This window comes from Streptomyces sp. NPDC059452, from assembly GCF_042750035.1.
Taxonomy (GTDB): Bacteria; Actinomycetota; Actinomycetes; order Streptomycetales; family Streptomycetaceae; genus Streptomyces.
This window is the reverse complement of sequence record NZ_JBHYVE010000022.1, coordinates 41,559-63,105: the sequence shown is the minus strand read 5'-3', so window position 1 is coordinate 63,105 and position 21,547 is coordinate 41,559. Positions and strand designations below refer to the sequence as shown.

At 72.0% G+C, this 21,547-nt stretch carries 20 protein-coding genes and 1 riboswitch; of the genes, 4 read left to right on the top strand and 16 right to left on the bottom strand.

Annotation, left to right across the window (positions count from 1 at the left end; genetic code table 11):
• Positions 1-42: 42 nt before the first annotated feature.
• Positions 43-1,686, bottom strand: a complete 1,644-nt coding sequence (locus tag ACFW9Z_RS26380; protein ID WP_384645036.1) for a GMC oxidoreductase — start codon at positions 1,684-1,686, stop codon at positions 43-45.
• 157 nt (positions 1,687-1,843) lie between these two features.
• Positions 1,844-2,686, bottom strand: coding sequence for a transglycosylase SLT domain-containing protein (locus ACFW9Z_RS26375; RefSeq protein WP_384645035.1), 843 nt, complete (start codon positions 2,684-2,686; stop codon positions 1,844-1,846).
• A 3-nt stretch (positions 2,687-2,689) separates the two neighbouring features.
• Positions 2,690-2,880: riboswitch (cyclic di-AMP (ydaO/yuaA leader) on the bottom strand.
• 449 nt (positions 2,881-3,329) lie between these two features.
• Here ACFW9Z_RS26375 and ACFW9Z_RS26370 point away from each other — a divergent pair.
• Positions 3,330-4,721, top strand: coding sequence for an FAD-dependent oxidoreductase (locus tag ACFW9Z_RS26370; RefSeq protein WP_384645034.1), 1,392 nt, complete (start codon positions 3,330-3,332; stop codon positions 4,719-4,721).
• A gap of 127 nt (positions 4,722-4,848) precedes the next feature.
• Here the strand turns inward: ACFW9Z_RS26370 and ACFW9Z_RS26365 are convergent, their stop codons facing one another.
• Complete coding sequence (locus tag ACFW9Z_RS26365) at positions 4,849-7,464, bottom strand: SpoIIE family protein phosphatase (protein ID WP_384645033.1); 2,616 nt, start codon at positions 7,462-7,464, stop codon at positions 4,849-4,851.
• A gap of 238 nt (positions 7,465-7,702) precedes the next feature.
• Between ACFW9Z_RS26365 and ACFW9Z_RS26360 the strand changes: the two genes are divergently transcribed.
• Positions 7,703-8,710 (top strand): PHP domain-containing protein, encoded by a 1,008-nt coding sequence (locus ACFW9Z_RS26360; protein WP_384645032.1) that lies wholly within the window; start codon positions 7,703-7,705, stop codon positions 8,708-8,710.
• Positions 8,711-8,862: 152 nt separating this feature from the next.
• Here the strand turns inward: ACFW9Z_RS26360 and ACFW9Z_RS26355 are convergent, their stop codons facing one another.
• Both ACFW9Z_RS26355 and ACFW9Z_RS26350 read right to left on the bottom strand, forming a co-directional pair.
• Positions 8,863-9,054: a DUF6381 family protein gene (locus ACFW9Z_RS26355; protein ID WP_384645031.1), complete on the bottom strand. Its 192-nt coding sequence runs from the start codon at positions 9,052-9,054 to the stop codon at positions 8,863-8,865.
• A 96-nt stretch (positions 9,055-9,150) separates the two neighbouring features.
• On the bottom strand, positions 9,151-10,356 hold the full coding sequence (locus ACFW9Z_RS26350) for an aromatic acid exporter family protein (protein WP_384645030.1): 1,206 nt from the start codon (positions 10,354-10,356) through the stop codon (positions 9,151-9,153).
• Between the two features lie 137 nt (positions 10,357-10,493).
• Between ACFW9Z_RS26350 and ACFW9Z_RS26345 the strand changes: the two genes are divergently transcribed.
• Positions 10,494-10,676, top strand: a complete 183-nt coding sequence (locus ACFW9Z_RS26345; protein WP_093687876.1) for a DUF6480 family protein — start codon at positions 10,494-10,496, stop codon at positions 10,674-10,676.
• Positions 10,673-11,341 carry an endonuclease gene (locus ACFW9Z_RS26340; protein ID WP_384645029.1) on the top strand — a complete coding sequence of 223 codons (669 nt, stop codon included), beginning with the start codon at positions 10,673-10,675 and terminating at the stop codon, positions 11,339-11,341. The genes ACFW9Z_RS26345 and ACFW9Z_RS26340 overlap by 4 nt, the downstream gene beginning before the upstream one ends.
• A 148-nt stretch (positions 11,342-11,489) precedes the next feature.
• Here the strand turns inward: ACFW9Z_RS26340 and ACFW9Z_RS26335 are convergent, their stop codons facing one another.
• The 11 genes from ACFW9Z_RS26335 to ACFW9Z_RS26285 all read right to left on the bottom strand — a co-directional run bounded on the left by ACFW9Z_RS26335 (position 11,490) and on the right by ACFW9Z_RS26285 (position 21,410).
• A complete protein-coding gene (locus ACFW9Z_RS26335) occupies positions 11,490-11,669 on the bottom strand; it encodes a hypothetical protein (RefSeq protein WP_384645028.1) in 180 nt (59 codons plus the stop codon).
• Between the two features lie 89 nt (positions 11,670-11,758).
• Complete coding sequence (locus ACFW9Z_RS26330; protein WP_031124971.1) at positions 11,759-12,151, bottom strand: hypothetical protein; 393 nt, start codon at positions 12,149-12,151, stop codon at positions 11,759-11,761.
• A gap of 72 nt (positions 12,152-12,223) precedes the next feature.
• A complete protein-coding gene (locus ACFW9Z_RS26325) occupies positions 12,224-13,813 on the bottom strand; it encodes a hypothetical protein (protein ID WP_384645027.1) in 1,590 nt (529 codons plus the stop codon).
• Between the two features lie 199 nt (positions 13,814-14,012).
• Positions 14,013-14,756, bottom strand: coding sequence for a hypothetical protein (locus ACFW9Z_RS26320; RefSeq protein WP_384645026.1), 744 nt, complete (start codon positions 14,754-14,756; stop codon positions 14,013-14,015).
• A gap of 88 nt (positions 14,757-14,844) precedes the next feature.
• Positions 14,845-15,039, bottom strand: a complete 195-nt coding sequence (locus ACFW9Z_RS26315) for a hypothetical protein (protein ID WP_384645025.1) — start codon at positions 15,037-15,039, stop codon at positions 14,845-14,847.
• Between the two features lie 117 nt (positions 15,040-15,156).
• Positions 15,157-16,071 (bottom strand): phosphatidylinositol-specific phospholipase C/glycerophosphodiester phosphodiesterase family protein, encoded by a 915-nt coding sequence (locus tag ACFW9Z_RS26310; protein ID WP_384645024.1) that lies wholly within the window; start codon positions 16,069-16,071, stop codon positions 15,157-15,159.
• A gap of 149 nt (positions 16,072-16,220) precedes the next feature.
• The gene (locus ACFW9Z_RS26305; RefSeq protein WP_384645023.1) at positions 16,221-16,895 is read right to left on the bottom strand and encodes an ABC transporter ATP-binding protein; all 675 of its coding nucleotides are present in this window, start codon (positions 16,893-16,895) and stop codon (positions 16,221-16,223) included.
• A complete protein-coding gene (locus ACFW9Z_RS26300) occupies positions 16,888-17,823 on the bottom strand; it encodes an ABC transporter ATP-binding protein (protein ID WP_384645111.1) in 936 nt (311 codons plus the stop codon). The genes ACFW9Z_RS26305 and ACFW9Z_RS26300 overlap by 8 nt, the downstream gene beginning before the upstream one ends.
• Before the next feature lie 128 nt (positions 17,824-17,951).
• Positions 17,952-18,809, bottom strand: coding sequence for an ABC transporter permease (locus ACFW9Z_RS26295; protein ID WP_384645022.1), 858 nt, complete (start codon positions 18,807-18,809; stop codon positions 17,952-17,954).
• The gene (locus ACFW9Z_RS26290; protein ID WP_384645021.1) at positions 18,802-19,767 is read right to left on the bottom strand and encodes an ABC transporter permease; all 966 of its coding nucleotides are present in this window, start codon (positions 19,765-19,767) and stop codon (positions 18,802-18,804) included. Before ACFW9Z_RS26290 ends, ACFW9Z_RS26295 begins: the two co-directional genes overlap by 8 nt.
• A gap of 23 nt (positions 19,768-19,790) precedes the next feature.
• Positions 19,791-21,410: an ABC transporter substrate-binding protein gene (locus ACFW9Z_RS26285; protein WP_384645020.1), complete on the bottom strand. Its 1,620-nt coding sequence runs from the start codon at positions 21,408-21,410 to the stop codon at positions 19,791-19,793.
• Positions 21,411-21,547 lie beyond the last annotated feature (137 nt).

The following is a 21,547-nucleotide window of genomic DNA, read 5'->3' as shown; positions in this document are numbered from 1 at the left end:
CACTCCCGGCCCCGGGCTCTCCGTACGCCCTGCGGATACGCCCTACAGATCGGTGGCGATGATCCGTTCGATGTTGCGTTCGGCGAGCGCGGTGATCGTCACGAACGGGTTGACGCTGGTGTTGCCGGGGATCAGTGCGCCGTCGATGACGTACAGGCCCGGATAGCCGTGCAGCCGCCCGTAGTTGTCGGTGGCCTTGTCCAGGACCGCGCCGCCCAGGGGGTGGTAGGTCAGATGGTCGCCCCAGATCTTGTGGACGCCGAAGAGGTCCGTGCGGTAGATCGTCCCCTCCTTCTTGTTGATCTTGTCGAAGATGGTCCTGGCGGCGTCGATGGACGGCTGCTTCCACGCCGTCTGCCAGTTCAGCTCGGCCCGGCCCGCCGCCGCGTTCCAGGTGAACCGGGCGCGGTGCGGGTTCTTGGTGATCGAGAGGTAGAACGAGGCCCAGGTCTCGATCCCGGTGGGCAGCGGGGCGACTTCGGCGAACGCGCCTCCGGCGTCCCAGTTGTCGATGCCCCCGGTGGGGATGGAGGACTGCACCTTCCCGGTCGGGTCCCAGAGGTGGTTGGCCCGGCCGCACATGACGTTGCCGTTGTCGCCCCAGCCCTTGCCGACCTCGTCGTTGAGGAGGGGCAGGGCTCCGGTGGCCTTCAGTCCGACGAGCAGCTTGCTGGTGCCGACGCTGCCCGCGGCGAAGAAGACCTTGTCCGCCGTGACGGTCTTGGTGAGGGTGGTCCGGCCGGTGGTGTCCAGCTGGTCGATGAGGACCGTGTAGCCGCCGCCGGAGGCCGGGGAGACCGAGGTGACCTGGTGGAGCGGGGTGATGGTCACCCGGCCGGTGGCCCTGATCCGGTCGATGTAGGTCTTCTGGAGTGACTTCTTGCCGTAGTTGTTGCCGTAGAGGATCTCCGCGTCCAGCGCGGACCTGGGGACCGTTCCGGCGGCCTCCTGCTTCATGTAGTCCCAGTCGTACACGGCGGGTACGAAGAGGAACGGGAAGCCGGAGCGCTGCGCGTGCTTCCGGCCGACCCGGGAGTACTGGTAGCAGTCGACGGTGTCGAACCACGCGGGGTCGATGGTGGTGACGCCGAGGCCCGCGTTGGCGCGCGGGTAGTAGGTGCTGTACATCTCCTCGGCGTTGACCGACGGGAGGATGGCGGCGAAGTTCTCCCGCCGGGGCGTGACGGCCATGCCGCCGTTGACCAGCGAGCCGCCGCCGACGCCGCGCCCCTGGTAGACGGTGATACCGGAGAACTCCTCGGCGTCCAGGATGCCGGTGTAGCGGTTGACGTGTCTGTCCAGCGGGAAGCCGAGGAAGTTGCTGAGTGGCTGTCTGGTCCTGGTGCGCAGCCAGAAGGACCGGTCGTCCGGCCTGGTGGTGTTGGCGAAGATCTTGCCGTCCGCGCCGGGGGTGTCCCAGGCCATGCCCATCTCGACCATGTGCACGTCCGTGCCGGCCTGGGCGAGCCGCAGGGCGGCCACGGAGCCGCCGTACCCGGTGCCGACGACCAGTACCGGCACATGGGCACCGGACCCGATCGGCGCCGCTGCCGCGCGGACCGAGGCCCAGGCGGGTGCGGTGGGTCCGGCGAGCGCCGCGACCCCGAGAAGAGAACCTGTTCCAGCGATGAATCTTCGACGGGAGACACCCTTGGATGCGTCATCCCGCAGGGTAGTGTCGGTCATGTGACATACCTCACTCTCGACAGAGTGCAACAGGTTCTACTGTCGATCGCGTGGTAAGGAAAGAGGAACTTGGGGGTAACTTCCCGGCGCGCCCACCACGCCCGAGGGGCCCCGGACCGTGTGGTCCGGGGCCCCTCGGGCTGATGTGCGGGCGGGATCAGTAGGCGCCGAAGACGTTGTCGATCGAGCCGTACCGGTCGGCGGCGTAGTTGCACGCGGCGGTGATGTTGGCGACCGGGTCGTAGCTGTTGGTCGAGGTGCCGGGCACGTGGTACGCCCGGAAGGTCGGGTCGATGACCTGGAGCAGCCCCTTGGAGGGGATGCCCTTGGCGGCGTTGGAGTCCCAGTTGTTGATGGCGTTCGGGTTGCCCGAGGACTCGCGGATGATGTTGCGGTGGATGCCCTCGTAGGTGCCGGGGATGCCGTGCTTGGCCATGACCGCCAGCGACTCCTTGATCCAGCCATCGAGGTCGTTGGTGTACGTGGTGGGGGCGGCGGCCGGGGCGGCCTTGGCGACGGGGGCGGCGGCGCGCTCGGAGCGGTCGGCACGCTCGGCCGTGGCGGCGCGGCCGACGGACGGGGCGGCGGCCTTGGCAGCCTTGCCGGCCTTGGCGTCTGACGGGGCGGCAGCCTTGGCGCCGATGGTCAGCGTGATACCCGGGTGAATGAGGTTCGGGTTCTCACCGATGGCCTTCCGGTTGCCTTCGTACAGCTTCTTCCAGCCGCCGCTGACGGAATGCTCACGGGCGATCTTGGAAAGCGTTTCGCCGGCCACCACGGAATGCTTGGCGGGTGCGGCCTTCGTCACGGAATTCGCCTGGGCGGTCACGGAGACCGGGGCCACCGCCTTTTCGGCGGCAACGGCGTGCGCGGGGGCGGCGGAGGCGGTGGTGGCGCCGAGCACCGGGAGGGCCAGAACGGCTCCACCCGTGGTCACAGCGGCGATGCCACGGCTCAGCGAGACGGACTTGGGACGGCGGTGCTTACCCTGTGCGGGCATGGGGAATTTCCTCTCCGGCGCCTACGAGGTGAGCTGTCGGGTTCAGACGGGAGATGTCTGGCCGCATGGGCATGCGACTTCACCCCTAGCCGTTCCGGATACCGGATCGGCGGCTTACCTGGGTCCCCCGCTCCTGCCGTACGTGAGTGGGTTTCGGATTCCCGGACGGCGGCAGGATTCGGCGTTCCATCCGGATTGGTCGTGACCGTAGGCGAAAAGGGCCGGGCGGAACAAGCCCTGAATTCCTGATCAGCTTTACCCGGAAGATCCAATAAAGGAATTCCCCGCCGCTCCCGTTCCGTCGCGGTGTCAACTTTCTTCGCGCAGAAGGGAACCGAACCCTCCGCATCTACGTCCGCGCCCCCGGAAGTGACGCTCACCACTTCGCGCGGAGGTGGCCGAAATGAGCAGGGTCAAAACATCCCAAGCGCCCCAATAGCCTTTTTATGGAATAGGGGGTGAAAAGACTAAAATCGCCCATACCACCCCACAGAAACGGACTTATCGGACAGTCCCACGGGCCGGGTCCACGGGCCCGCGGGGCGAGGGCTTACCGTGTGGGGTGGAGACTAGTAAGCCAAGCCTTACTTCCGACGTACGCTGTAACCTGCCCGCGTTCGCCCGCCTTAAGGATCACCACGCCATGACACGCCCCGTCCGCGTCGCCATTGTCGGAGCCGGCCCTGCCGGTATCTACGCTGCGGACGCGCTGCTCAAATCCGAGGTCTGCCAGGACCCGGGCGTCTCCATCGACCTCTTCGAGCGCATGCCCGCGCCCTTCGGCCTGATCCGTTACGGCGTGGCCCCCGACCACCCCCGGATCAAGGGCATCGTCAAGGCACTGCACCAGGTGCTGGACAAGCCGCAGATCCGCCTCTTCGGCAACGTCAGCTACCCGAACGACATCGACCTGGACGATCTGCGGTCCTTCTACGACGCGGTGATCTTCTCCACCGGCGCGGAGGCCGACCGGGCGCTCGACATCCCCGGCATCGAGCTGGACGGCTCCTACGGCGCGGCCGAGTTCGTCTCCTGGTACGACGGCCACCCCGAGGTCCCGCGCACCTGGCCGCTCACCGCGGAGAAGGTCGCCGTCCTCGGCGTCGGCAACGTGGCCCTCGACGTGGCCCGGGTCCTGGCCAAGACGGCGGACGAGCTGCTGCCCACCGAGATCCCGGACAACGTGTACCAGGGCCTCAAGGCCAACAAGGCGCTGGAGGTGCATGTGTTCGGGCGGCGTGGCCCGGCGCAGGCCAAGTTCAGCCCGATGGAGCTGCGGGAGCTGGACCACTCCCCCAACATCGAGGTCATCGTCAACCCCGAGGACATCGAGTACGACGAGGGCTCGATCGCCACCCGGCGGGAGAACAAGCAGGCCAACATGGTCGCGCAGACCCTGGAGAACTGGGCGATCCGCGATGTCGGCGACCGCCCGCACAAGCTCTTCCTGCACTTCTTCGAGTCGCCGGTCGAGATCCTCGGCGAGGACGGCAAGGTCGTCGCGCTGCGCACCGAGCGCACCGAGCTCGACGGCACCGGCAACGTCCGGGGCACGGGGAACTTCACCGACTGGGACATGCAGAGCGTCTACCGGGCCGTCGGCTACTACTCGGAGGAGCTGCCCAAGCTCCCCTTCGACGTGGCCTCCGGCACCGTCCCGCACGAGGCGGGCCGCGTCATCGCGGGCGACGAGCACATGGCCTCGGTCTACGTCACGGGCTGGATCAAGCGCGGCCCGATCGGTCTGATCGGGCACACCAAGGGCGACGCCAACGAGACGGTCGCCTGCCTCCTGGAGGACCGCGCCGCCGGCCGTCTGGCCGAGCCGGCGACGCCCGCTCCGGAGGCCGTCGAGGCCTTCCTGGAGAGCCGGAACGTCCGGTACACCACCTGGGAGGGCTGGCACAAGCTGGACGCGCACGAGCAGGCGCTCGGTGCCGCGCAGGGCCGCGAGCGGATCAAGGTCGTGGAGCGCGAGGGCATGCTGGAGGCGTCGGACGCCTTCGTCCCGGCCGAGCGGCCCGCCGAGGCCTGAGCAAGGACCTCGGCCGAGGACGAGGCCGAGGTCTCGGCCTGAGCAGAACCGGTATCCGGTACGGGCCCGGTCGGCACCCGAGAACGGGTTCCGACCGGGCCCGAGGTCTGACCGGCCCCACCGCCCTTCAGGCCGGACCCGGGGCACCCTCCGTGCCGCCGCCACCCGACCCCGGCCCCCGGAACGTTCGCCACAGGTCCGGCGGGGCCGTGTCACGGGGCGGTGGCGGAGGCTTCTCCGGGATGCTCGTCCAGCGGGCGGCGAGCAGCAGCGCGATGTCGTCGGGGCGGTCCGTGGCCTGTCTCGCCTCCCCGATCACCCGGTTCGCCGTCTCGGCCAGCAGGACCGAGCCGACCCCGGCGATGGTGGCGCGCAGCCGTTCGATGCCCTCGTCGATGTCGGTCCCGGGCCGTTCGATGAGGCCGTCGGTGAACAGCGCGAGCATGGCGCCCGGCTCCAGTTGCAGCTCGGTGACCGGATAGGTCGCCTGGCCGTCGATGCCGAGCACGATGCCGCCGGGCAGGTCCAGCACCTCGGTCCGCCCGTCCGGATGCCGGAGCACCGGCTGCGGGTGGCCCGCGCGCACCGCCCGGGCCCGGCCCGTCAGCGGGTCCAGGACGATGTAGCAGCAGCTGGCGAACTGTCCCGGGTCGAGATCGATGAGCAACCGGTTCGTACCGCTCACCACCTCCTGCGGGTCATGGTTGCTGAGGGCGAACGCCCGTACCGCACTGCGCAGTTGCCCCATGGTGGCGGCCGCGGCGACCCCGTGCCCCTGGACGTCGCCGATGACCAGGGCGAGTTCGTCACCGGTCTCGATGACGTCGTACCAGTCGCCGCCCACCTCCATGTCCTGGGTGCCGGAGAGGTAGCGCCCCAGGGTGTCGACCCCCTCGGCCTCCGGCAGCCGGTGCGGGAGCAGGGCGTCCTGAAGTCCCCGGGCGAGGGCCGACTCGCTGTCGTACCGCTGGGCTCGTTGCAGGGCCTGGGCGATGAGGCCGGCGAGCGCGGTCAGGACGGTGCGCTCCTCCGGGCTGAACCCCCGGGGCCGGTCGAAGCCGAGGATGCACGAGCCGACGGGCCGCCCCGAGGCGATCAGCGGCAGGAACGCCCGCGCGCCGACATCGGTCTCCATCGGGATGCCCGGGTAGGCGTCGGCCAGGCGCTGCATGGACTCGAAGAAGATCGGGCGGCCGGTGGTCAGGGTCTCCACACCGGGGATGGAGACATCGAGCCCGACCCCGTCGAAGCGGTCGAGGAACCCTTTGGGGAACCCCGTCTCCCAGGCGAGGTGGAGGTGACGCTCGCTCAGCAGGTAGATGGCGAGCTGCCGGCCGCCGAACGCGGGCAGCAGCTCCTCGGTGACCACGGCGGAGACCTGACGGGCCGTGACCGCCTCGGTGAGGGCGATGGCGAGGGCCACCGGGCGGTAGAGCGCGGAGGAGCGGTCGGCGGTGGAGCCGATGCCCAGCCCCGGCGAGGTGACGGAGCCGGGGGTGTACGCCGGCTGCTCGGTGGCCTGGAACACCACGCTCAGCCCGTCGTGGCCCGGGTACAGCGAGACCGAGAGCCAGACGGACGGGGCCCGCCGGGCCAGGAAGTGGACGGGTTCGTCGGAGATCAGGGCGGCCCGGCAGTGGTCCTCGTACGCCGGGTGCCCGAACCACGGCAGCACCTCCCACACGACATGGCCGACCAGCTCCGAGCGCGGGAGGTCCAGCAGCTCCTCGGCGAGCCCGTTGGCGTACGTGATGCGCCCGATCCGGTCCAGGGAGACGATCCCCCGGGGCAGCCGGTCCGCCGCCTCCGCGACGACGGGTCCCGCGCCGAAGTCGACCACGAACCCGGTGAGCCGGCTCTCGGCGCTGTCACCGTCCGGGTGCGTCCACCGGCCCGAGAGCTCCAGCAGGTGGTAGCGGCCGTCGGGGCCGCGCAGCCGCATCCGGCGGACGACCGGGTCGGCGGACTCCACCGCCTGCCGGGCCAGCGCCCACAGTCCGTACACGTCCTCCGGTACGAGGCGTCCGGCGAGGGCGTCGACGGTGCCGGGGAACTCCTCGGGTGCGGTGCCGAAGATCGCGCACAGGTCGTCGTCGGCGGTGAGGGCGCCGGAGTGCAGGTCCCAGTCGAAGCGGCCGACGCGCACCGGGGGCGCGGGGGCGGCCGGGAGCTGGACGGGGATCGGTTCGCTCTCCCAGACGACGGGGATGGACCGGGACTCCAGGTCGGTGAGCGCTTCGCCGAGGCGGCGGGCCAGCCGGTGCAGCCGCTCCCCGTCGGCGGGGGCGACCTCCTCGCCCGGGGTGGCCTGGCGCAGGACGGCCACCACTCCCATGCTGCCCTGCGGGCCGGTGATCGGGACCCAGAGCGAGCCGAACGGGAACGGCAGCCCCGCCATGAGCTGCGGAAACCGCCGCATGGCCTCCTCCGCGTCGGCGAGCAGCACGGGCCGTCCGCTGCGGTACGCCTCCGAGACGGGGAACGGGCGGTTCACATGCATCCGCCACCAGGGCCGGAACAGCGGTCCCGGCAGCCCGGCGAGCACCGCCAGGCGCAGCAGCCCGGGCGTCCCGGAGCGGAGGTAGATGCCTCCCGCGTACCCCCCGGCGGACTCGACGGCGCTGACCACCCCCTGGGCGAGTACGAGGGACAGCTCGTCCGGTACTCCGCCGCCGTCGTCTCGCCCGGCCGCGGCCCCGCTTCCGGGGGACGGGGTGGGCCGGGTCGCATCGTGCCGGGTCACACAGCCAGCATGCTCCCCGCCGAGGGGGCGGCGCACTTCGGCGGAGCGGCGGGGAGCCTCGCCGGGCGCTCCGCCGACGAGGTCTCCGTACCGTGCCGACGGGACAGTGCCGACGAGCTCTCCGTACGGGTGCCGGCAGCGGTGCGGTGGCCGTTCGGGGCCCGCTGCGGCCATCCTGGTGACAGGCGGCCCGGACGGGTGACCTGCGCGGCGGCCGACGCTCCCTGGGGAGGTGCCGATGGATCCCGTCACCGCGCTGCGGCGGATCGCGTTCCTGCTGGAGCGCTCACAGGCCGACACCTACCGGGTGAAGGCGTTCCGGACGGCCGCCGAGGTCGTGACCGCGATGGCCCCCGGGGAGGCGGCCGAGCGGGTGGCGGCCGGGACCCTGGAACGGGTCTCCGGGATCGGGCCCCGCACGGCCGGGGTGATCCGGGAGGCCCACGCGGGCGAGGTACCCGGCTATCTGGAGCGGCTGGAGGAGGAAGCCTCCGCCGAGCCCGCGCCCGAGCGGGGGCAGAAGCTCCTCTCCCGGCTGCGGGGCGACTGCCATCTGCACTCCGACTGGTCGGACGGCGGCTCCCCGATCGAGGAGATGGGCCGGACGGCGGCGGAGCTGGGGCACGCGTGGGCAGTGCTCACCGACCACTCGCCCCGGCTGACGGTGGCGGGCGGCCTGTCGCCGGAGCGGCTGCGGGAGCAGCTCGCGGTGGTGGCGCGGCTCAACGAGGAGTGGGCGCCGTTCCGCCTGCTGACCGGGATCGAGTGCGACATCCTGCCGGACGGTTCGCTCGACCAGGAGCCGGAGCTGCTGGCGGAGCTGGACGTGGTGGTGGTCTCCGTCCACTCCGAGCTGCGGATGGACCCCGCCCCGATGACCCGGCGCCTGGAGACGGCCGTCCGCCATCCGCACGCCGATGTGCTCGGCCACTGCACGGGACGGCTGCTGTCGGGGCGCTCCAGGCCGGAGTCGCGGTTCGACGCGGACCGGGTCTTCGCGGCGTGTGCCGAGGCGGGGACGGCGGTGGAGATCAACTGCCGGCCCGAGCGGCTGGACCCGCCCCGCCGGCTGCTGCGCGGGGCCGTGGCGGCGGGCACCCTCTTCGCGATCGACACCGACGCGCACGCTCCGGGCCAGCTCGACTGGCAGATCAACGGCTGCGCACGGGCCGAGGAGTGCGGCGTACCGGCCGACCGGGTGGTGACGACCTGGCCGGTGGAACGGCTGCTGGAGTGGGCGGGGTGACGGGCCCGCCCGCGTGGGCCCGCCCGCCCCGGAAGGAGCCCGGGGCGGGCGGGTACCGCGTAACTCTTCCTGCCGGTGCACTCTTCCTGCCGGTGCACTTTTTCCTGCTGTTGCGCAGCTACCTCTGTTGCGCAGCTGCCTCTGTCGCGCAGCTACTTCTGGGGATAGACGTCTCCGGCGGCCATCCCGCTCTGCTGCTCGCTCCGGTCCCGGATCGTCCGGGACTTCTTCTCCAGCCGCTGCCGCTCCTCGGGGTCGGTCGCGCGCTCCGCGGCCTCGGCGAGCTGCTGGGCCTTCTCACGCATCTGCCGCGCCAGGTCGGCGGGTTCGTCCGAACCGCTCATCACCACTCCTCGGGCCTGTCGAACATAAGGGACCACTGCCCCCAGCGAACCAGTGACCGGGGGCTTCCGCATCCCGCGTACCCCACCGGGAGGGTTTCACGTCGCGGCCCGGCTCAGCCGCCGGATCATCCCGCGCACCCTGGGGTGGCGCTCATGGGCCTCGGAGGACCGCCGGTCCAGCTCCTCCCCCAGCCGCTTGGCGCGCTCGTCGATGTCGAGCTCGGCCAGCACCCGGTCGATCTCGGCGAGGAGGGCCCCGTGCAGCTGCCACTGTCGCGGATGCTCCTGGACGTCCTCCAGGAGGAGGTCCGCCACCCGGTCCCGGGTGGCGCGGCTGCGGGCGAGCGCGTCGGCGAGCCGGTCCTCCGCCGCCTCGCCGTCGGCGGCGAGCGGGGTCGTGACCAGTTCGGCGAAGCTCTCCACGGCGTCGGCGAGCTGGCCGAAGAGCTCCTGGAGCAGGCCCGCCACATCGGCGGGGAACAGCGTCTCCTCGGTGCGGGCCTTCGCCAGGTCGGTGAGGGTCCGGGACAGCACGCGCAGGACGACCGCGCAGATCTCCAGGGTGTCGAGCCCGGTGCGCAGGACGACCCGGTAGAGCAGCCCCTGTCTCACCCTGGGGTTGAGGGTGAGACTTTCCTCCGCCTGACGGAGGGAGGCGTCGACCTCGACGATGTCGTGGTCGAGTCTGCGGGCCTCGTGGAGCCGGGCCGCCGCCCGGGGAACGGGGTTGTTCCCCACCACCTCCTCACCCATGCTGCGGAGCATGGTGCCCATCCGGGTGGCCAGGGAGCCGATGGCGGTACCCGCCGACCCGACCCAGACGGGCGGGGCGAGGACCAGGTTGAACAGCAGCCCCGCCACCGCCCCGATGAGCGTCTCCCAGACCCGGTCCCAGGCGGTGTCGGCGACCTGGGAGACACCGAGCACGAGCATCGCGCTGATCGCCACCTCGGGCACGAACTCGTTGACCCGCACCAGCCGCCCGATCAGCAGCGAGGTGAAGATGGTCAGGCCGAGGCTCCACCAGCTGAGCCCGACCAGGGAGCTGAAGGCGATGGCGATGAGGACGCCGACCACGACGGAGTTCACCCGGCGGATGCCGGTGGTGAGGGTGGCGTAGAGGGTGACCTGGACGACCAGGAGCGCGGTGAGGGGTGCGGTCAGCGGAGCCGGTTCGGGCAGGGTCCAGACGGCCACGGAGTAGGCGATGACGGCGGCTGCGGTCGAGCGCAGCGTCTGTACCCCCGCGGGTTCGGTGGTGCGCTGTACGAGCTTGATGACGGGCGCGGCAACTGCTGGCATTCCTTGACGGTGCCCCGATCTCGCGGCGCGCAGCGCTCAGTCCCCGGGGTGCCTCCGTACGGCCCTGTACGGGTGGCCGGACGGAGGGCGGGCCGGTACGGCGTGCGCCGGAGCGTGGACCGGGGGACCCTGGATCCATGGCTGTTCTGCTGAATCCCCCGACAGAGACGCCCCCCGCCGAGGGCTCGATCGGCGACGCCCACGAGGAACGCCCCGACGGAGGCGTCTGGGAGCACCCGGCCGTCTGGATCGGCCTGATCGTGCTCGGGGCGCTGCTGGTCGCCGGGTTCTTCGTCGCCCGGGTCTTCGGCCTGGCATGAGCGGGAGGAAGACACCCCCGGCGCGCCGGATCGCCGACGCGCTGGTGGAGCGGTGCGGGCAGACGTACGCCGAGGAGGCGGGCATCCGCCTGAAGAACACCCCGCAGCCCCTCTACCAGCTCCTGGTGCTGAGCCTCCTGCTGAGCGCGCGCATCCGCGCCTCGGTCGCGGTGGCGGCCGCCCGGGCCCTGTACGGCCACGGCATGCGCACCCCACGCCGGATGGCGGACGCGACCTGGCAGCAGCGGGTGGACGCGCTGGGCGAGGGCCACTACCGGCGTTACGACGAGCGCACCGCCACCCAGCTCGGGGAGGGTGCGCAACTCGTCCTCGACGCCTGGCGGGGCGATCTGCGCCGACTGCGCGAGGAGGCCGACGGCGACCACGACCGGCTGGTGGAGGGGCTGCGGCGCGTCCCGGGCATCGGTCCGGCCGGGGCCGACATCTTCGTACGCGAGGTGCAGTCGATCTGGCCGGAGACCGGCTTCCGGGCCGGGCCGAAGGCGGTGCAGGGGGCCGAGCGGCTGGGCCTGCCCACCTCCCCCGGCAGGCTGGCCGAGGCGGCGCGCGGGCACGACGACGCGAGGTTCGCGGCGGCGCTCGTGCGGGCCGCGCTGGACAAGGACATCGTGGACGAGGTCACGGAGGCGGCGCGGTCCCGCTGAAGCGGCCCGGCGCTGCCCGTACGAGGAGACTCGCACAGGGCCCAGCCCGTACGCGGAGAGGGCGCGGGTACGCCGCGACAGGCACCGTCACACCGCGAGGCGCCCGCACCGCGCGCGGTGAACGCGACGGTACGGGCGCCCCACCGCCTCAGCGGCCGGAGGTCTCCGGCAGTGCGCGGGCCCGCTCCTCCTGCCGACGGGCCGCGTCCTGCTCCTGCCTTCCCTCGGCCTTCATCCGCTCGTCGCCGAGGGCGATGCCGTCCGACTCCTTCTTCATGCCTTTGAGCCGCCGCGCCTTCGCGCGGGCTATGTCGGTGCTCTTACCCACAGCTGCCTCCGTACCGCGAGGAGATTCACGCTTCTCCCTCCACTATGCCTACGCATACCGGAGAACGCAGGAACCCGGAGCGGGCCCTGCTACAGCACCGGGCCCTCGTCCTCGTCGTCCGGCCCGCCGGCCTCGACCCGCAGGGCCAGGTCCTGGAGGACGTCGGCCGACGAGACGTCCGTCTGTCCGGAGTCGTGCACCTGCGCCAGCATCGTGAAAGCGAGGGTGAAGGCGCTCACCAACTGCTCGACCGCGCCGCCGACCTCGCGCCCGACCACGGTCACCACCTCCTCGACGGAGAAATCGTCGGGGATGGCGATGTGGGGCATCGTCTCGTTCAGCAGGGCGGTGACCGCGCCCGCTCCCGCGTCCAGGTCTTCCCGTTCGAGGTCCGCCTCCAGCAGGCGCTGCATTTCGCGCGCCTCTGTGAGGATGCCGATCACGCGCTTCACGACTTCCCGTTGCTCCATGGCCGCGAGCATAGGGCGTTCGGCCCGGTCACCACATGCGCCGGTGCCGCACTTCTGCGCGGCACCGGCGTCCTGCCCGGTGGTTCAGCGGGTGTCGCGTACCGCCACGATGCCGTTGAAGACCCCTGCGTACGCCGTCCCGTCCGGGCCGATGGTGATGGGCGCCCAGTTGTTGTCGTACGCGGGTCCGGTGCCGGTCAGTTTGCGCCAGCGGCGTTCGCCGGTACGGAAGTCGACGGCGGTCAGGTACCAGGCGTCGATGCCGAGGGCGTTGGGCTCCTTTTCGTAGAAGTAGAGCAGTCCGTTGGCGGTGGAGAGCTTGGGCACGGTGGAGGGTGAGCGGACGGCGCTCTCCCACACGGTGTCGCAGCCGCTGCCGTCGGGCCGTACGTCGATGCGGGTGACACCGCCGACGACGCTGCGTCCGAACAGCAGCGAGGTGGGGTTCTCGTAGCCGTAATTGTTCTCCACGACCAGGCTGTTGCCCCAGCTGATGAGGGAGTTGTCGGTGGTCGACTGCCCGGAGCCGAAGACCGGGACCGAGCAGACGAGGCGGCGGTCGGCGTCCACGTCGACGCCCCGGCGGTAGACGAGGACGTTCATCCGGTCGTCCGCGTTGTCGGTGATCGCCACGTACTCCTCACCCGTGCCGAAGAGGTCCGGGGTGGTTCCCGAGCCCTGATTGACCGAGCCGGGCTTGGTGCCGGTGCCCCGGTCGTAGGTCTGGCGCCACTGGATGCGCGGGGTGCCGTCGGGGTCGGCCGTGAAGCTGTACAGGGCGTGGTCGGAGACGATGGAGACGCCGTCCCGGGCCACGGAGAAGGAGTTCTGGATCTCCTCACCGGCCAGCCGCACCGAGCGGATGACGGAGGTCTCCGGGTCGACCGTGCCGACCCGGCCGAGCCGGGTGACCCACCAGATCCGGCCCTGCCAGTCGGGCATGACGGAGGTGACGGGGTCGCAGGTGCCGCTGGGGAAGAGGTTGGTCCAGCTCACGCAGTCGTGCGGGACGTGCCCGGTGAGGTCCCAGTCGTTCTCGACGACGAACTCCCAGCGGCCGTCCGGCTTCTGCCGGTGGGCGATGCGCAGGACGTGCTGACGGGAGTCGGCGAGGACCACGCGGTCCTGGTCATCCAGGTAGAAGTAGGCGCCGCCCGAGGTGTCCTTGAAGATGCGCGAGAAGTCCAGACGCGTGATCGCCTCGACCGTGGAGGAGCGCTGCGGCAGCTTGTACTCGGCGAGCGTGTCGAGCGTGCGCGGGTCGAGCAGCTTGAGCAGGAAGCCGGTGAAGGTCCCGCAGACGGTGATCAGCCGCCCGGCCGTGTCGAAGGTGGCCGTGGCGCACTCGCCGCCGACCGGGGCGATCCTCTCGCTGACCACCTCGGGGGACCGGCCGAGCGGCCCGGAGTAGGGGTGGGTGCCGCTGCCCGCCGCGTCGGCGTGCATCCCGCTGCGGCCGTTGGGGGCCAGATACGGGTGTTGCGGGGGCGCCTGCCCCGGCACCGGGGACGCGGTGGCGGGCGCGCCCTGGTAGTCGCTGACCAGGCGGTGACCGGGAGCTTTGGGGATCTCCTGCGCCGCCGCCGGGGCCACCGGCCCCAGCAGGGTGACGGAGGCGACGGTGAGCGTCAGGGCCAGGACGCGGGTGAGCGCACGGCGGTACGGCGGGGACATCGGGCTCCTTGGTTACGGACGGGGGTCGCGCCGCCGCCCGACGTTAGGGCGCACCCCTTGAGGTGTCCATGGAAAGCGGGAGGGTTCGCACGGACGACATGCCGCCGCAACACCGCGCCACGTACGGCAACGGCCCGCAACACACCCGGCCGCACCCGCCCGCGCCCAGCCACACCCGCCCGCGCCCGGCCGCGCCCGCTCAGCGCTGCGGGGGCTTCCTGTGTGAGCGGTTCTCCAGCATCGCCCGGCGGATGCGGGCCGCCGCCGCGTGGGCGTGCTCCGGGGTCGCGGTGTGGTCGGCGACCGAGGTGACGAAGCGGTGCAGGGGCTGACGGCAGCGGGTGCACGGGGTGTCGGTGGTGATGAGGTAGCCGTCCTCGCAGTCCCGGTCGGAGCAGGAGCCGGGCATCAGCAGTTGCTCGGCGATGTCCTGGGCGCTCCAGCGGCGGCGGCCGTCCTCGTCCTTCTCGTTGAGGGCGTGGGCCCAGCGGAGGTGCCAGCGGCGTTCGATGCGCTCCCTGAGGAGGCCGGCGCTGCGGTTCCTGGACAGCTCCTGGTGGATCAGGTCGTGGACGGTGCTCGGGACCCGGCCGCCGAGCGCCTGGAGGAGCTGGTGGGGCAGCGCCTGGAGGACATAGCCGCGTGGGTTGCCCTTGGCGTTCTCCCGCCAGCGGTCGCAGGCGCAGGACCCGTCGGGCCGCTTGGGGACGTGGCAGCGGTCGCAGAGGCCGCGGCACTCGGCGCACAGCCCGCCGTCGAGCCCGTCCAGATGGGGCGCGGGCGCCCGCCCGCACTCCTGGCAGCAGGCGGCGCACGGCCCGCAGAGCCGCTCGTTGCCCGCCTTGGTGGTCCAGGTCCGCATCTGGCACCGGCAGCAGAGGCCGGTGTTGCAGTACTCGTGGTGGGCGGCGCCCGAGTGCCGTCCGGGGGGCGGGAAAGACATCTGCCCATTGTGCGGGATCGCCGGGCGCCGCGCGGACGGCCGACGGGGACGGCCGACGCGGACGGCCCCGGCGACCGGGGCGTCCGGGTCAGGGATTCAGGCTGCTGACCAGGTTGGCGGTGGCCCCGATGCCGTCGTGGATGGTCGGTGCCATGCTCGTACTGGCCAGGAGGAAGCCGAGCAGCGCGCAGACGATCGCGTGCGAGAGCTTCAGTCCGCCGTTGCGCAGGAAGATCACCGCCAGGATCGTCAGAAGCAGCACCAGTGAGATCGAAATGGCCATGGCCAACCTCCTCCGCCGCGCCGGATTTGCGGCATTCGGCCGCCAGTGTGGCGCAGCGGGGCGGCCGTTCGGCGCACTGGCATGTCCGCCGAACGGGTAAGACCCGGCCGGGAGGTGTTACGGGGTCGGGGCCGCCCGGTCGCGGAGGAAGCGTTCGAGCCCGGCCAGGTCGTCGGTGTTCAGGTGGTCGGCCCCGGCGGCCAGCAGCTCGCCCCAGACCGCCTCGCGCTCGGGTCCGGGCAGGTCGGGGGTGGCCCAGAACCGGATGCGGCGGCCTTCGCGGTGGGCGGCGGTGACGAGGGAGCGGAGCCGGTCGCGCTCGGCGCGGGGGAAGGGTCCCGCGCCGCGCCAGCCGAAGGTCTGGGTCCAGTTCGCGCTGATCAGCGGGGCGAACGAGGCGGGCGACGAGGTGCCGAGGTCGTCGAGGCGCCCGTCGTAGAAGGCGAGGCGGCTGCGCTGGGCCTCCATCGGCGCCCGGGCGGCACGGTCGCCCGAGATGACGGCGGTGACCGCTCCGGGGCGCACGCGGCCGTGGTCGTAGCGGGTGAGGAGGGAGCGGTGGCGGGCGAGCTGCCGGTCGAGTTCGCGGTAGGCGGCGACGCCGTCGGCCTTGATGTCGATGAGCAGCTGGAGGGGGGTGCGGTGGTGCGGGTACACGCTGCCGTGGCCCGCCCGGACCAGCGCGCGTAACGGTTCGAGGTAGAGCGCGGTGAGCGTGCGCCGCGGGTCGAGTTCGGCGGGCTCGTGGGCGACGAGCAGCTCACCGTCCACGAGGAAGATGTCCGCCTCGACGCTGGTGAACCCGTGCGCGAGGGCGTCGTACAGGGGGCGCGGGTGCAGGTAGTCGTTGTGCGCGTGGGCGTGACGGAGGGGGCGCGGGCGGGGCGGGCGGGGCGACCGGGTGGCGGCGGCCGGGGACGCGGCGGCCGCGGAGGCGACGGCGGGAGCGGCGATCACCGCGGCGGCGGTGGCGAGGGTGACGGTGAGGGCCCGGCGGCGCGTCGGGGCCGAAGGGACGGGCGGGGCGGCCATGGGGTCTCCCTGGCAGTCGTCCGGGCCGGGGGCCCGGGGCGGGCCGGACGCGAACGAGTATGGGGCCGGACGCCCAGACATCATCAGGTACCTGCCAACTGTTGGGTTGATGGACTCCGGCCCGTCGTCCGCCGTCCTTCCGGCCGCCGTCACCCCACCGGGACGCGCTCCACGCTCTGCTCGCCCCAGCGGACCGTCCGGTCGCACCAGCGTTCCAGGAGGACCCGGTCGTGGCCGACGGCCAGCAGGGCCGCCCCGGACTCGGAGCGGTAGCGCTCGACCACGGCGACCAGGGCGGCGGTCGTCGATGCGTCGAGCATCGCGGTCATCTCGTCGCAGATCAGCAGCCCCGGCCGCAGCACGAGGGCCCGGGCCAGGCAGGCCCGCTGGAGCTGTCCGTCGCTCACCGCGTGCGGGCGGCGCTCCAGCAGTTCGGCGGAGAGGCCGACCAGCGGGGCCAGCTCCGCCACCCGCGCCGGGACCTCGGCGCGGCGGCCGGTGGCCCGCAGCGGCTGAGCGATGAGTTCGCGGAGGCTCAGGCGGGGGTCGGCGGAGAGCCGGGGCTGCTGGAAGACGACGCCCACGGACGTGCGCTGCTCGCGCGGGGCCCGGTGGCGCCAACCGCGTACGACCGTGCCGTCCAGGGTCATGGTTCCGGCGTCCGGGCGGTGCAGGAGGGCGGCGACCTTGGCCAGGGTGGACTTGCCGCAGCCGCTGGGGCCCAGGAGTCCGACCGCCTCGCCGTGGCCGACGCTCAGGGAGACATCGCGGACGACCGGGGCGCGGCGGTCGTACCCGGCGGTGATGCCGGTCAGCTCAAGCATCGGCGGCCTCCTTCGTGAGGGAGTGGACGCGGCCGGTCAGCCCGTGGTGGCAGGCGAGCCGGTCGTCGAAGGCCGGGCGTTCGGCGGTGCAGCGGGCGTCCGCGCGGGCGCACCGGGCGGCGAAGGCACAGCCGTCGGGGAGCGCGCCCAGCTCGGGCGGCATCCCGGGGATCGGGGCGAAGTCCCGTTCGGGCAGGGCGTCCAGCAGGCCCTTGGCGTACGGGTGGCGGGGGCCGGGTGTGCCGAAGAACGGGCCCGCGTCGGCGATCTCGACGATCCGGCCCGCGTACATCACCGCGACCCGGTCCGCGATCCGCTCGGCCGCCGCCAGGTCGTGGGTGATGATCAGCAGCGCCCGGCCCTCGTCGGTGTGGCGGCGCAGTTCGTCGGCGGTCCGCTCCACCAGGTCCCGGTCGAGTCCGGTGGTCGGCTCGTCCGCGAGCAGCAGCGGGGCGTCGCCGATCAGGGCGAGCGCGGTGGCGGCGCGCTGGGCGAGGCCGCCGGAGAGTTCGTGCGGGTAGCGGTCCAGGTGGTCGGCCGGGAACGAGGCGCGGGCTGCGGCCTTCTCCGCCGCCTCCCGGACGGCCGCGGACCCCCGCACCCCGGTCAGCTCGCGCAGGGTCTCCTCCAACTGGGCGCGGACGGTGCGCACCGGGGTGAGATGGGCGGCGGGGCTCTGCGGCACGAGACCGATGCGCCGTCCCCGTACCGTACGGGCCAGCGTCCGCTCCCCCGCCGTCAGCAGGTCGGTCTCCCCGCCGAGCAGCGCGCTGCCGGTGGTCTCGGCGTTGGCCGGGAGCAGCCCGAGCAGGGCGGAGGCCAGGACGGACTTGCCGCAGCCGCTCTCGCCGACCAGGGCGAGGCATTCGCCCGGAGCGACGGAGAAGCGGGCGCCGGTGACGGCCGCGATGTCCCGGCCGCCGCGCATCCGGAAGCGTACGGAGAGGTCCCGGACGTCCAGGACAGGAGCCCCGGGGGCGTCAGGGGTCTGGGGGGCCTCAGAGGCCTCAAGGGCCCCGGAAGTCCCGGGCGTCTCGGGCGTCTCGCGGTCGGCGGTCACAGCATCAGCTCCGATTTCCGTCGCGGGTTGATCCGGTCGCGCCAGGCCCCGGCCAGTCCCGCCAGGGCAAGGGTCGGAATGATCAGGAAGAGGCCGGGGAAGAGCGTCGGCCACCAGTCCCCCGCCAGCAGCGAACCGCGTGCGGACTGGACGAGGTTGCCGAGGCTGGCCTGGTGGGAGGGGAGCCCGAGCCCGAGGAAGGAGAGCGCGGACTCGTGCCACATGGCGTGCGGCACCATGAGGACCGCCGCGAGCCCGGCCTGCGGAAGCACCCCGGGGAGCAGATGGCGCACGATGACCCGGCCCCGCGAGGCGCCGCCGGAGACGGCCGCGTCGATGAAGGGCCGCGAGCGCAGCGAGAGCACCTCGGAGCGGACGATCCGGGCGGTGGAGATCCAGTGGGTGAGGGCCACCGAGATGACGACCGGCCAGACACCGGGCCGGAACATCGCGACGATGAAGATGCCGAGCAGCAGGTGCGGGATGGAGGACAGGGTGTCGACGACCCGCATCACGATCCGGTCCGGCCAGCCGCCGAACGCCCCGGCGAGCGCGCCGATCGCGGTACCGATGACGGTGGCGGTGAGGGCCGCGACCAGTCCGACGAGCAGCGAGACGCGGAGCCCGTAGACACAGCGCAGCAGCAGGTCACGGCCGACGTCGTCGGTGCCGAAGGGGTGCGCCCAGGACGGCGGGTGGAGCTTGTTGGAGAGGTCGACGGCCTGCTGGTCGAGCTGGGCCAGCGGCGGCACGATCAGCACCGCGAGCGCGACGGCGACGACGATGGTCACGGAGGTGGCCACCCGGATGCGGCGGCTGGTGCGGCCCGGGAGGGCGAGGGTCGGCTCAGCCATCGAAGGCCACCCGGGGGTCGGCGAGCCCGTAGAGGAGGTCGGAGAGGAGGTTGCCGAGCAGGACGGCGGCGGTGGCGAGCACCGTGAGCGCGGCGAGCAGGGAGAAGTCGACCGAGGTCGCGGCCTGCACGGTGGCGGCGGCGATACCGGGCCAGCTGAAGACGGTCTCGATGAGGAGTGCCCCGGTGATGAGTTCGGGGACGCGGGAGCCGATCAGGGTGAGCATCGGCAGCATCCCGGAGCGCAGGGCGTGGCCGAGGAGCACCGTGCGCTCGCTCAGTCCGCGGGCGCGCGCCCCGCGCACGGGGTCCTCGGCGAGTGCGTCGGTGACCCCTTGGCGTACGTACAGGTAGAACCACGGCAGCTGGGAGATCCCGAGGACCGCCGCGGGCAGCACCAGGTGGGAGGCGACCTGGCCGAAGGTGACGGTCTCGCTGCCCGCGTCGGTGAGCCCGCCGGCCGGGAGGAGGTCCAGCTTCAGGGCGAAGAGCCAGATCGCGAGGAGGCCGAGCCAGAAGGCGGGGGCGGCTTCCAGGGTGTACGCGGCGGAGCTGACGCCCCGGTCGAGCCAGCCGCCGGGCCTCCGGGCGGCGAGGACGCCGAGTGAGGTGCCGAGCAGGATCGCGATCAGGAAGGCGGAGGCGGCGAGCAGGACGGACCAGCCCATCCGCTCGACGATCACGTCGGCGACCGGCTGGCGCATCACGGTGGAGTCGCCGAGGTCGCCCTGGAGCGCCGAGGTCAGCCAGGTCCACCAGCGGGTGAGCAGCGGCTGGTCGGCTCCGAGGTTGGCCCGGAGCTGGTCCAGGTTCTCCTGGGACGCGGTGAGGCCGGCGGTGCCCGCGTACGCCTTGACCGGGTCGAAGGGGGACGCGGCGGCAACGGCGAAGACGCCGAAGGTGACGGTGAGGAGGACCGGGACGGCGAACAGGGCCCGCCGTCCCGTCATCCGTGCCATCGGCCCCCAGGGGAGGCGGTGGCTCACTTCTTCTTGTCTCCCGTGCCTTCGGGCTTCCACTGCTCGACGTTCCACCAGGGGCCGGAGGCCAGCCCGTGGTCGTGCGGCTCGACCTGGGTGGTGAGGGGGCCGAAGCGGTCGTCGATGACGTAGATGTGGTCGATGTGGGTGAGGAAGGTGTAGCCGGGGTTCTTCACCAGCTCGCGCTGGACGGTGTCGTACGCCTTCTTCCGCTCGGCCTTCTTCCCGCTCTTCCGGCCTGCCTCGATCGCCGCGTCGACGGCCTTGTTGTCGTACCAGGCCATGTTGTTGAAGCCGTCGCCCGCGAGGGAGGACTTCAGCAGGGTGTACTGGTCGAAGTCGGGGTCGGCGGGCGAGCCGCCGCCCGCGAGCACGGCGTCGTGCTTCATCCGGGGCTCGATGACCTCCCAGGTCCCGGCCTCGACGGTGATGGCGATGCCCGCCTTCTTGGCGTCGGAGGCATAGGCGAGGGCGTGCTCCTGGCGCAGCTTGTCCCCGGTGACGTACCAGAGCGGGAACGCGGCGCGGACCCCGTCCTTGGTGCGGATGCCGTCCTTGCCGGGCTTCCACCCGGCCTCGTCCAGGATCTTCTTCGCGGCGGCGAGGTCGTGGGTGCGCTCGGTGCCCTGGGTGAACCACTCGCTGTCGGTGGGGACGGGGCCGTAGGCGGGCTTGCCGCTGCCGTTGAGGATGGCGTCGACCATCGTCTGACGGTCCACCGCCACATCCAGGGCGCGGCGCACGGCGGTGTCACCGGCGACCTTGTTGTTCGTGGGCAGCGTCACGGTGCGGTAGTCGTAGCTGCTGGCCGCGTACGTCTTCTTGCCCTTGTCGTTCGCGAAGCCCTTGGCCAGGTTGGGCGGGAGGATCGCGCCGTCGAGGTCGCCGGAGCGCAGCCGGGTGGCGCGCACGTCGTCGTCCTTGATGACGGCCATGGTGAACTTGTTCACCTCGGGCTCGCCGCCCCAGTAGTGGGGGTTGGCGGTGAAGCTGAGCTTCTCGCCCTTGGACCACTTGGTGAGGACGTACGGTCCGGTGCCGACGGGGCGGGTGGTGAAGGGGCCGGTGTTGACGTCCTGCTTGCCCGCGATGTGCTCGGGGGCGATGGGCAGGACGGTGCGCTGGGCGAAGGGCGCGTAGGGGTACTTGAGCGTGAAGACGACGGTGTCCTCGCCCTGGGCCGTGACGTCCTTGACGGCGTCCAGCTCGTTGCGGGAGGGGTTGTTGGTCTTCTCGTCCAGGATGGTGCGGTAGGTGAAGACGACGTCCTTGGCGCCGAACGCCTTCCCGTCGCTGAACTTCACGCCCGGGCGCAGCTTGTACGTGTACGTCAGCCCGTCGGCGCTGACGTCGGGGAGGGCGGAGGCCAGGGCCGGCCGGAGCTTCAGCTCCTCGTCCAGGGCGAGCAGCCCGTCGAAGATCTTGGAGTTGCCGTCCTTGCCGTAGCCGAGCAGGGGGCTCAGGCTGTCGGGCTCGTAGGCGATGCCCACGACGGCCGAGGTGGAGCCGGTGCCGGAGCCGCCGCTCTTGGGGCTGTCCGGGTTGGAGCAGGCTGCCGCGGTCAGGGACAGTGCGGTCACCAGTGTGGCGGCGACCGCCCCCCGTATCGATCGGGCCGTCATACTCTGCACATCCCTGTTCAAGATCGACTGTTATTGCGAACAACATGCAATTAAACAGCACGTTTCCGCTGCACCGCTTCGACCTGTGCCGACACTCGCCGGATCATGCCGTGAACTGCGGGAACAGGGTGCGGAGG

What these genes read in the sequence shown, in the direction of transcription:
- ACFW9Z_RS26380 (WP_384645036.1), bottom strand. Translation starts at nt 1,686, where the DNA reads ATGACCGACACTACCCTGCGGGATGACGCATCCAAGGGTGTCTCCCGT.
- ACFW9Z_RS26375 (WP_384645035.1), bottom strand. Translation starts at nt 2,686, where the DNA reads ATGCCCGCACAGGGTAAGCACCGCCGTCCCAAGTCCGTCTCGCTGAGC.
- ACFW9Z_RS26370 (WP_384645034.1), top strand. Translation starts at nt 3,330, where the DNA reads ATGACACGCCCCGTCCGCGTCGCCATTGTCGGAGCCGGCCCTGCCGGT.
- ACFW9Z_RS26360 (WP_384645032.1), top strand. Translation starts at nt 7,703, where the DNA reads ATGGATCCCGTCACCGCGCTGCGGCGGATCGCGTTCCTGCTGGAGCGC.
- ACFW9Z_RS26355 (WP_384645031.1), bottom strand. Translation starts at nt 9,054, where the DNA reads ATGAGCGGTTCGGACGAACCCGCCGACCTGGCGCGGCAGATGCGTGAG.
- ACFW9Z_RS26350 (WP_384645030.1), bottom strand. Translation starts at nt 10,356, where the DNA reads ATGCCAGCAGTTGCCGCGCCCGTCATCAAGCTCGTACAGCGCACCACC.
- ACFW9Z_RS26345 (WP_093687876.1), top strand. Translation starts at nt 10,494, where the DNA reads ATGGCTGTTCTGCTGAATCCCCCGACAGAGACGCCCCCCGCCGAGGGC.
- ACFW9Z_RS26340 (WP_384645029.1), top strand. Translation starts at nt 10,673, where the DNA reads ATGAGCGGGAGGAAGACACCCCCGGCGCGCCGGATCGCCGACGCGCTG.
- ACFW9Z_RS26330 (WP_031124971.1), bottom strand. Translation starts at nt 12,151, where the DNA reads ATGCTCGCGGCCATGGAGCAACGGGAAGTCGTGAAGCGCGTGATCGGC.
- ACFW9Z_RS26325 (WP_384645027.1), bottom strand. Translation starts at nt 13,813, where the DNA reads ATGTCCCCGCCGTACCGCCGTGCGCTCACCCGCGTCCTGGCCCTGACG.
- ACFW9Z_RS26320 (WP_384645026.1), bottom strand. Translation starts at nt 14,756, where the DNA reads ATGTCTTTCCCGCCCCCCGGACGGCACTCGGGCGCCGCCCACCACGAG.
- ACFW9Z_RS26315 (WP_384645025.1), bottom strand. Translation starts at nt 15,039, where the DNA reads ATGGCCATTTCGATCTCACTGGTGCTGCTTCTGACGATCCTGGCGGTG.
- ACFW9Z_RS26310 (WP_384645024.1), bottom strand. Translation starts at nt 16,071, where the DNA reads ATGGCCGCCCCGCCCGTCCCTTCGGCCCCGACGCGCCGCCGGGCCCTC.
- ACFW9Z_RS26305 (WP_384645023.1), bottom strand. Translation starts at nt 16,895, where the DNA reads ATGCTTGAGCTGACCGGCATCACCGCCGGGTACGACCGCCGCGCCCCG.
- ACFW9Z_RS26300 (WP_384645111.1), bottom strand. Translation starts at nt 17,823, where the DNA reads ATGCGCGGCGGCCGGGACATCGCGGCCGTCACCGGCGCCCGCTTCTCC.
- ACFW9Z_RS26295 (WP_384645022.1), bottom strand. Translation starts at nt 18,809, where the DNA reads ATGGCTGAGCCGACCCTCGCCCTCCCGGGCCGCACCAGCCGCCGCATC.
- ACFW9Z_RS26290 (WP_384645021.1), bottom strand. Translation starts at nt 19,767, where the DNA reads ATGGCACGGATGACGGGACGGCGGGCCCTGTTCGCCGTCCCGGTCCTC.
- ACFW9Z_RS26285 (WP_384645020.1), bottom strand. Translation starts at nt 21,410, where the DNA reads ATGACGGCCCGATCGATACGGGGGGCGGTCGCCGCCACACTGGTGACC.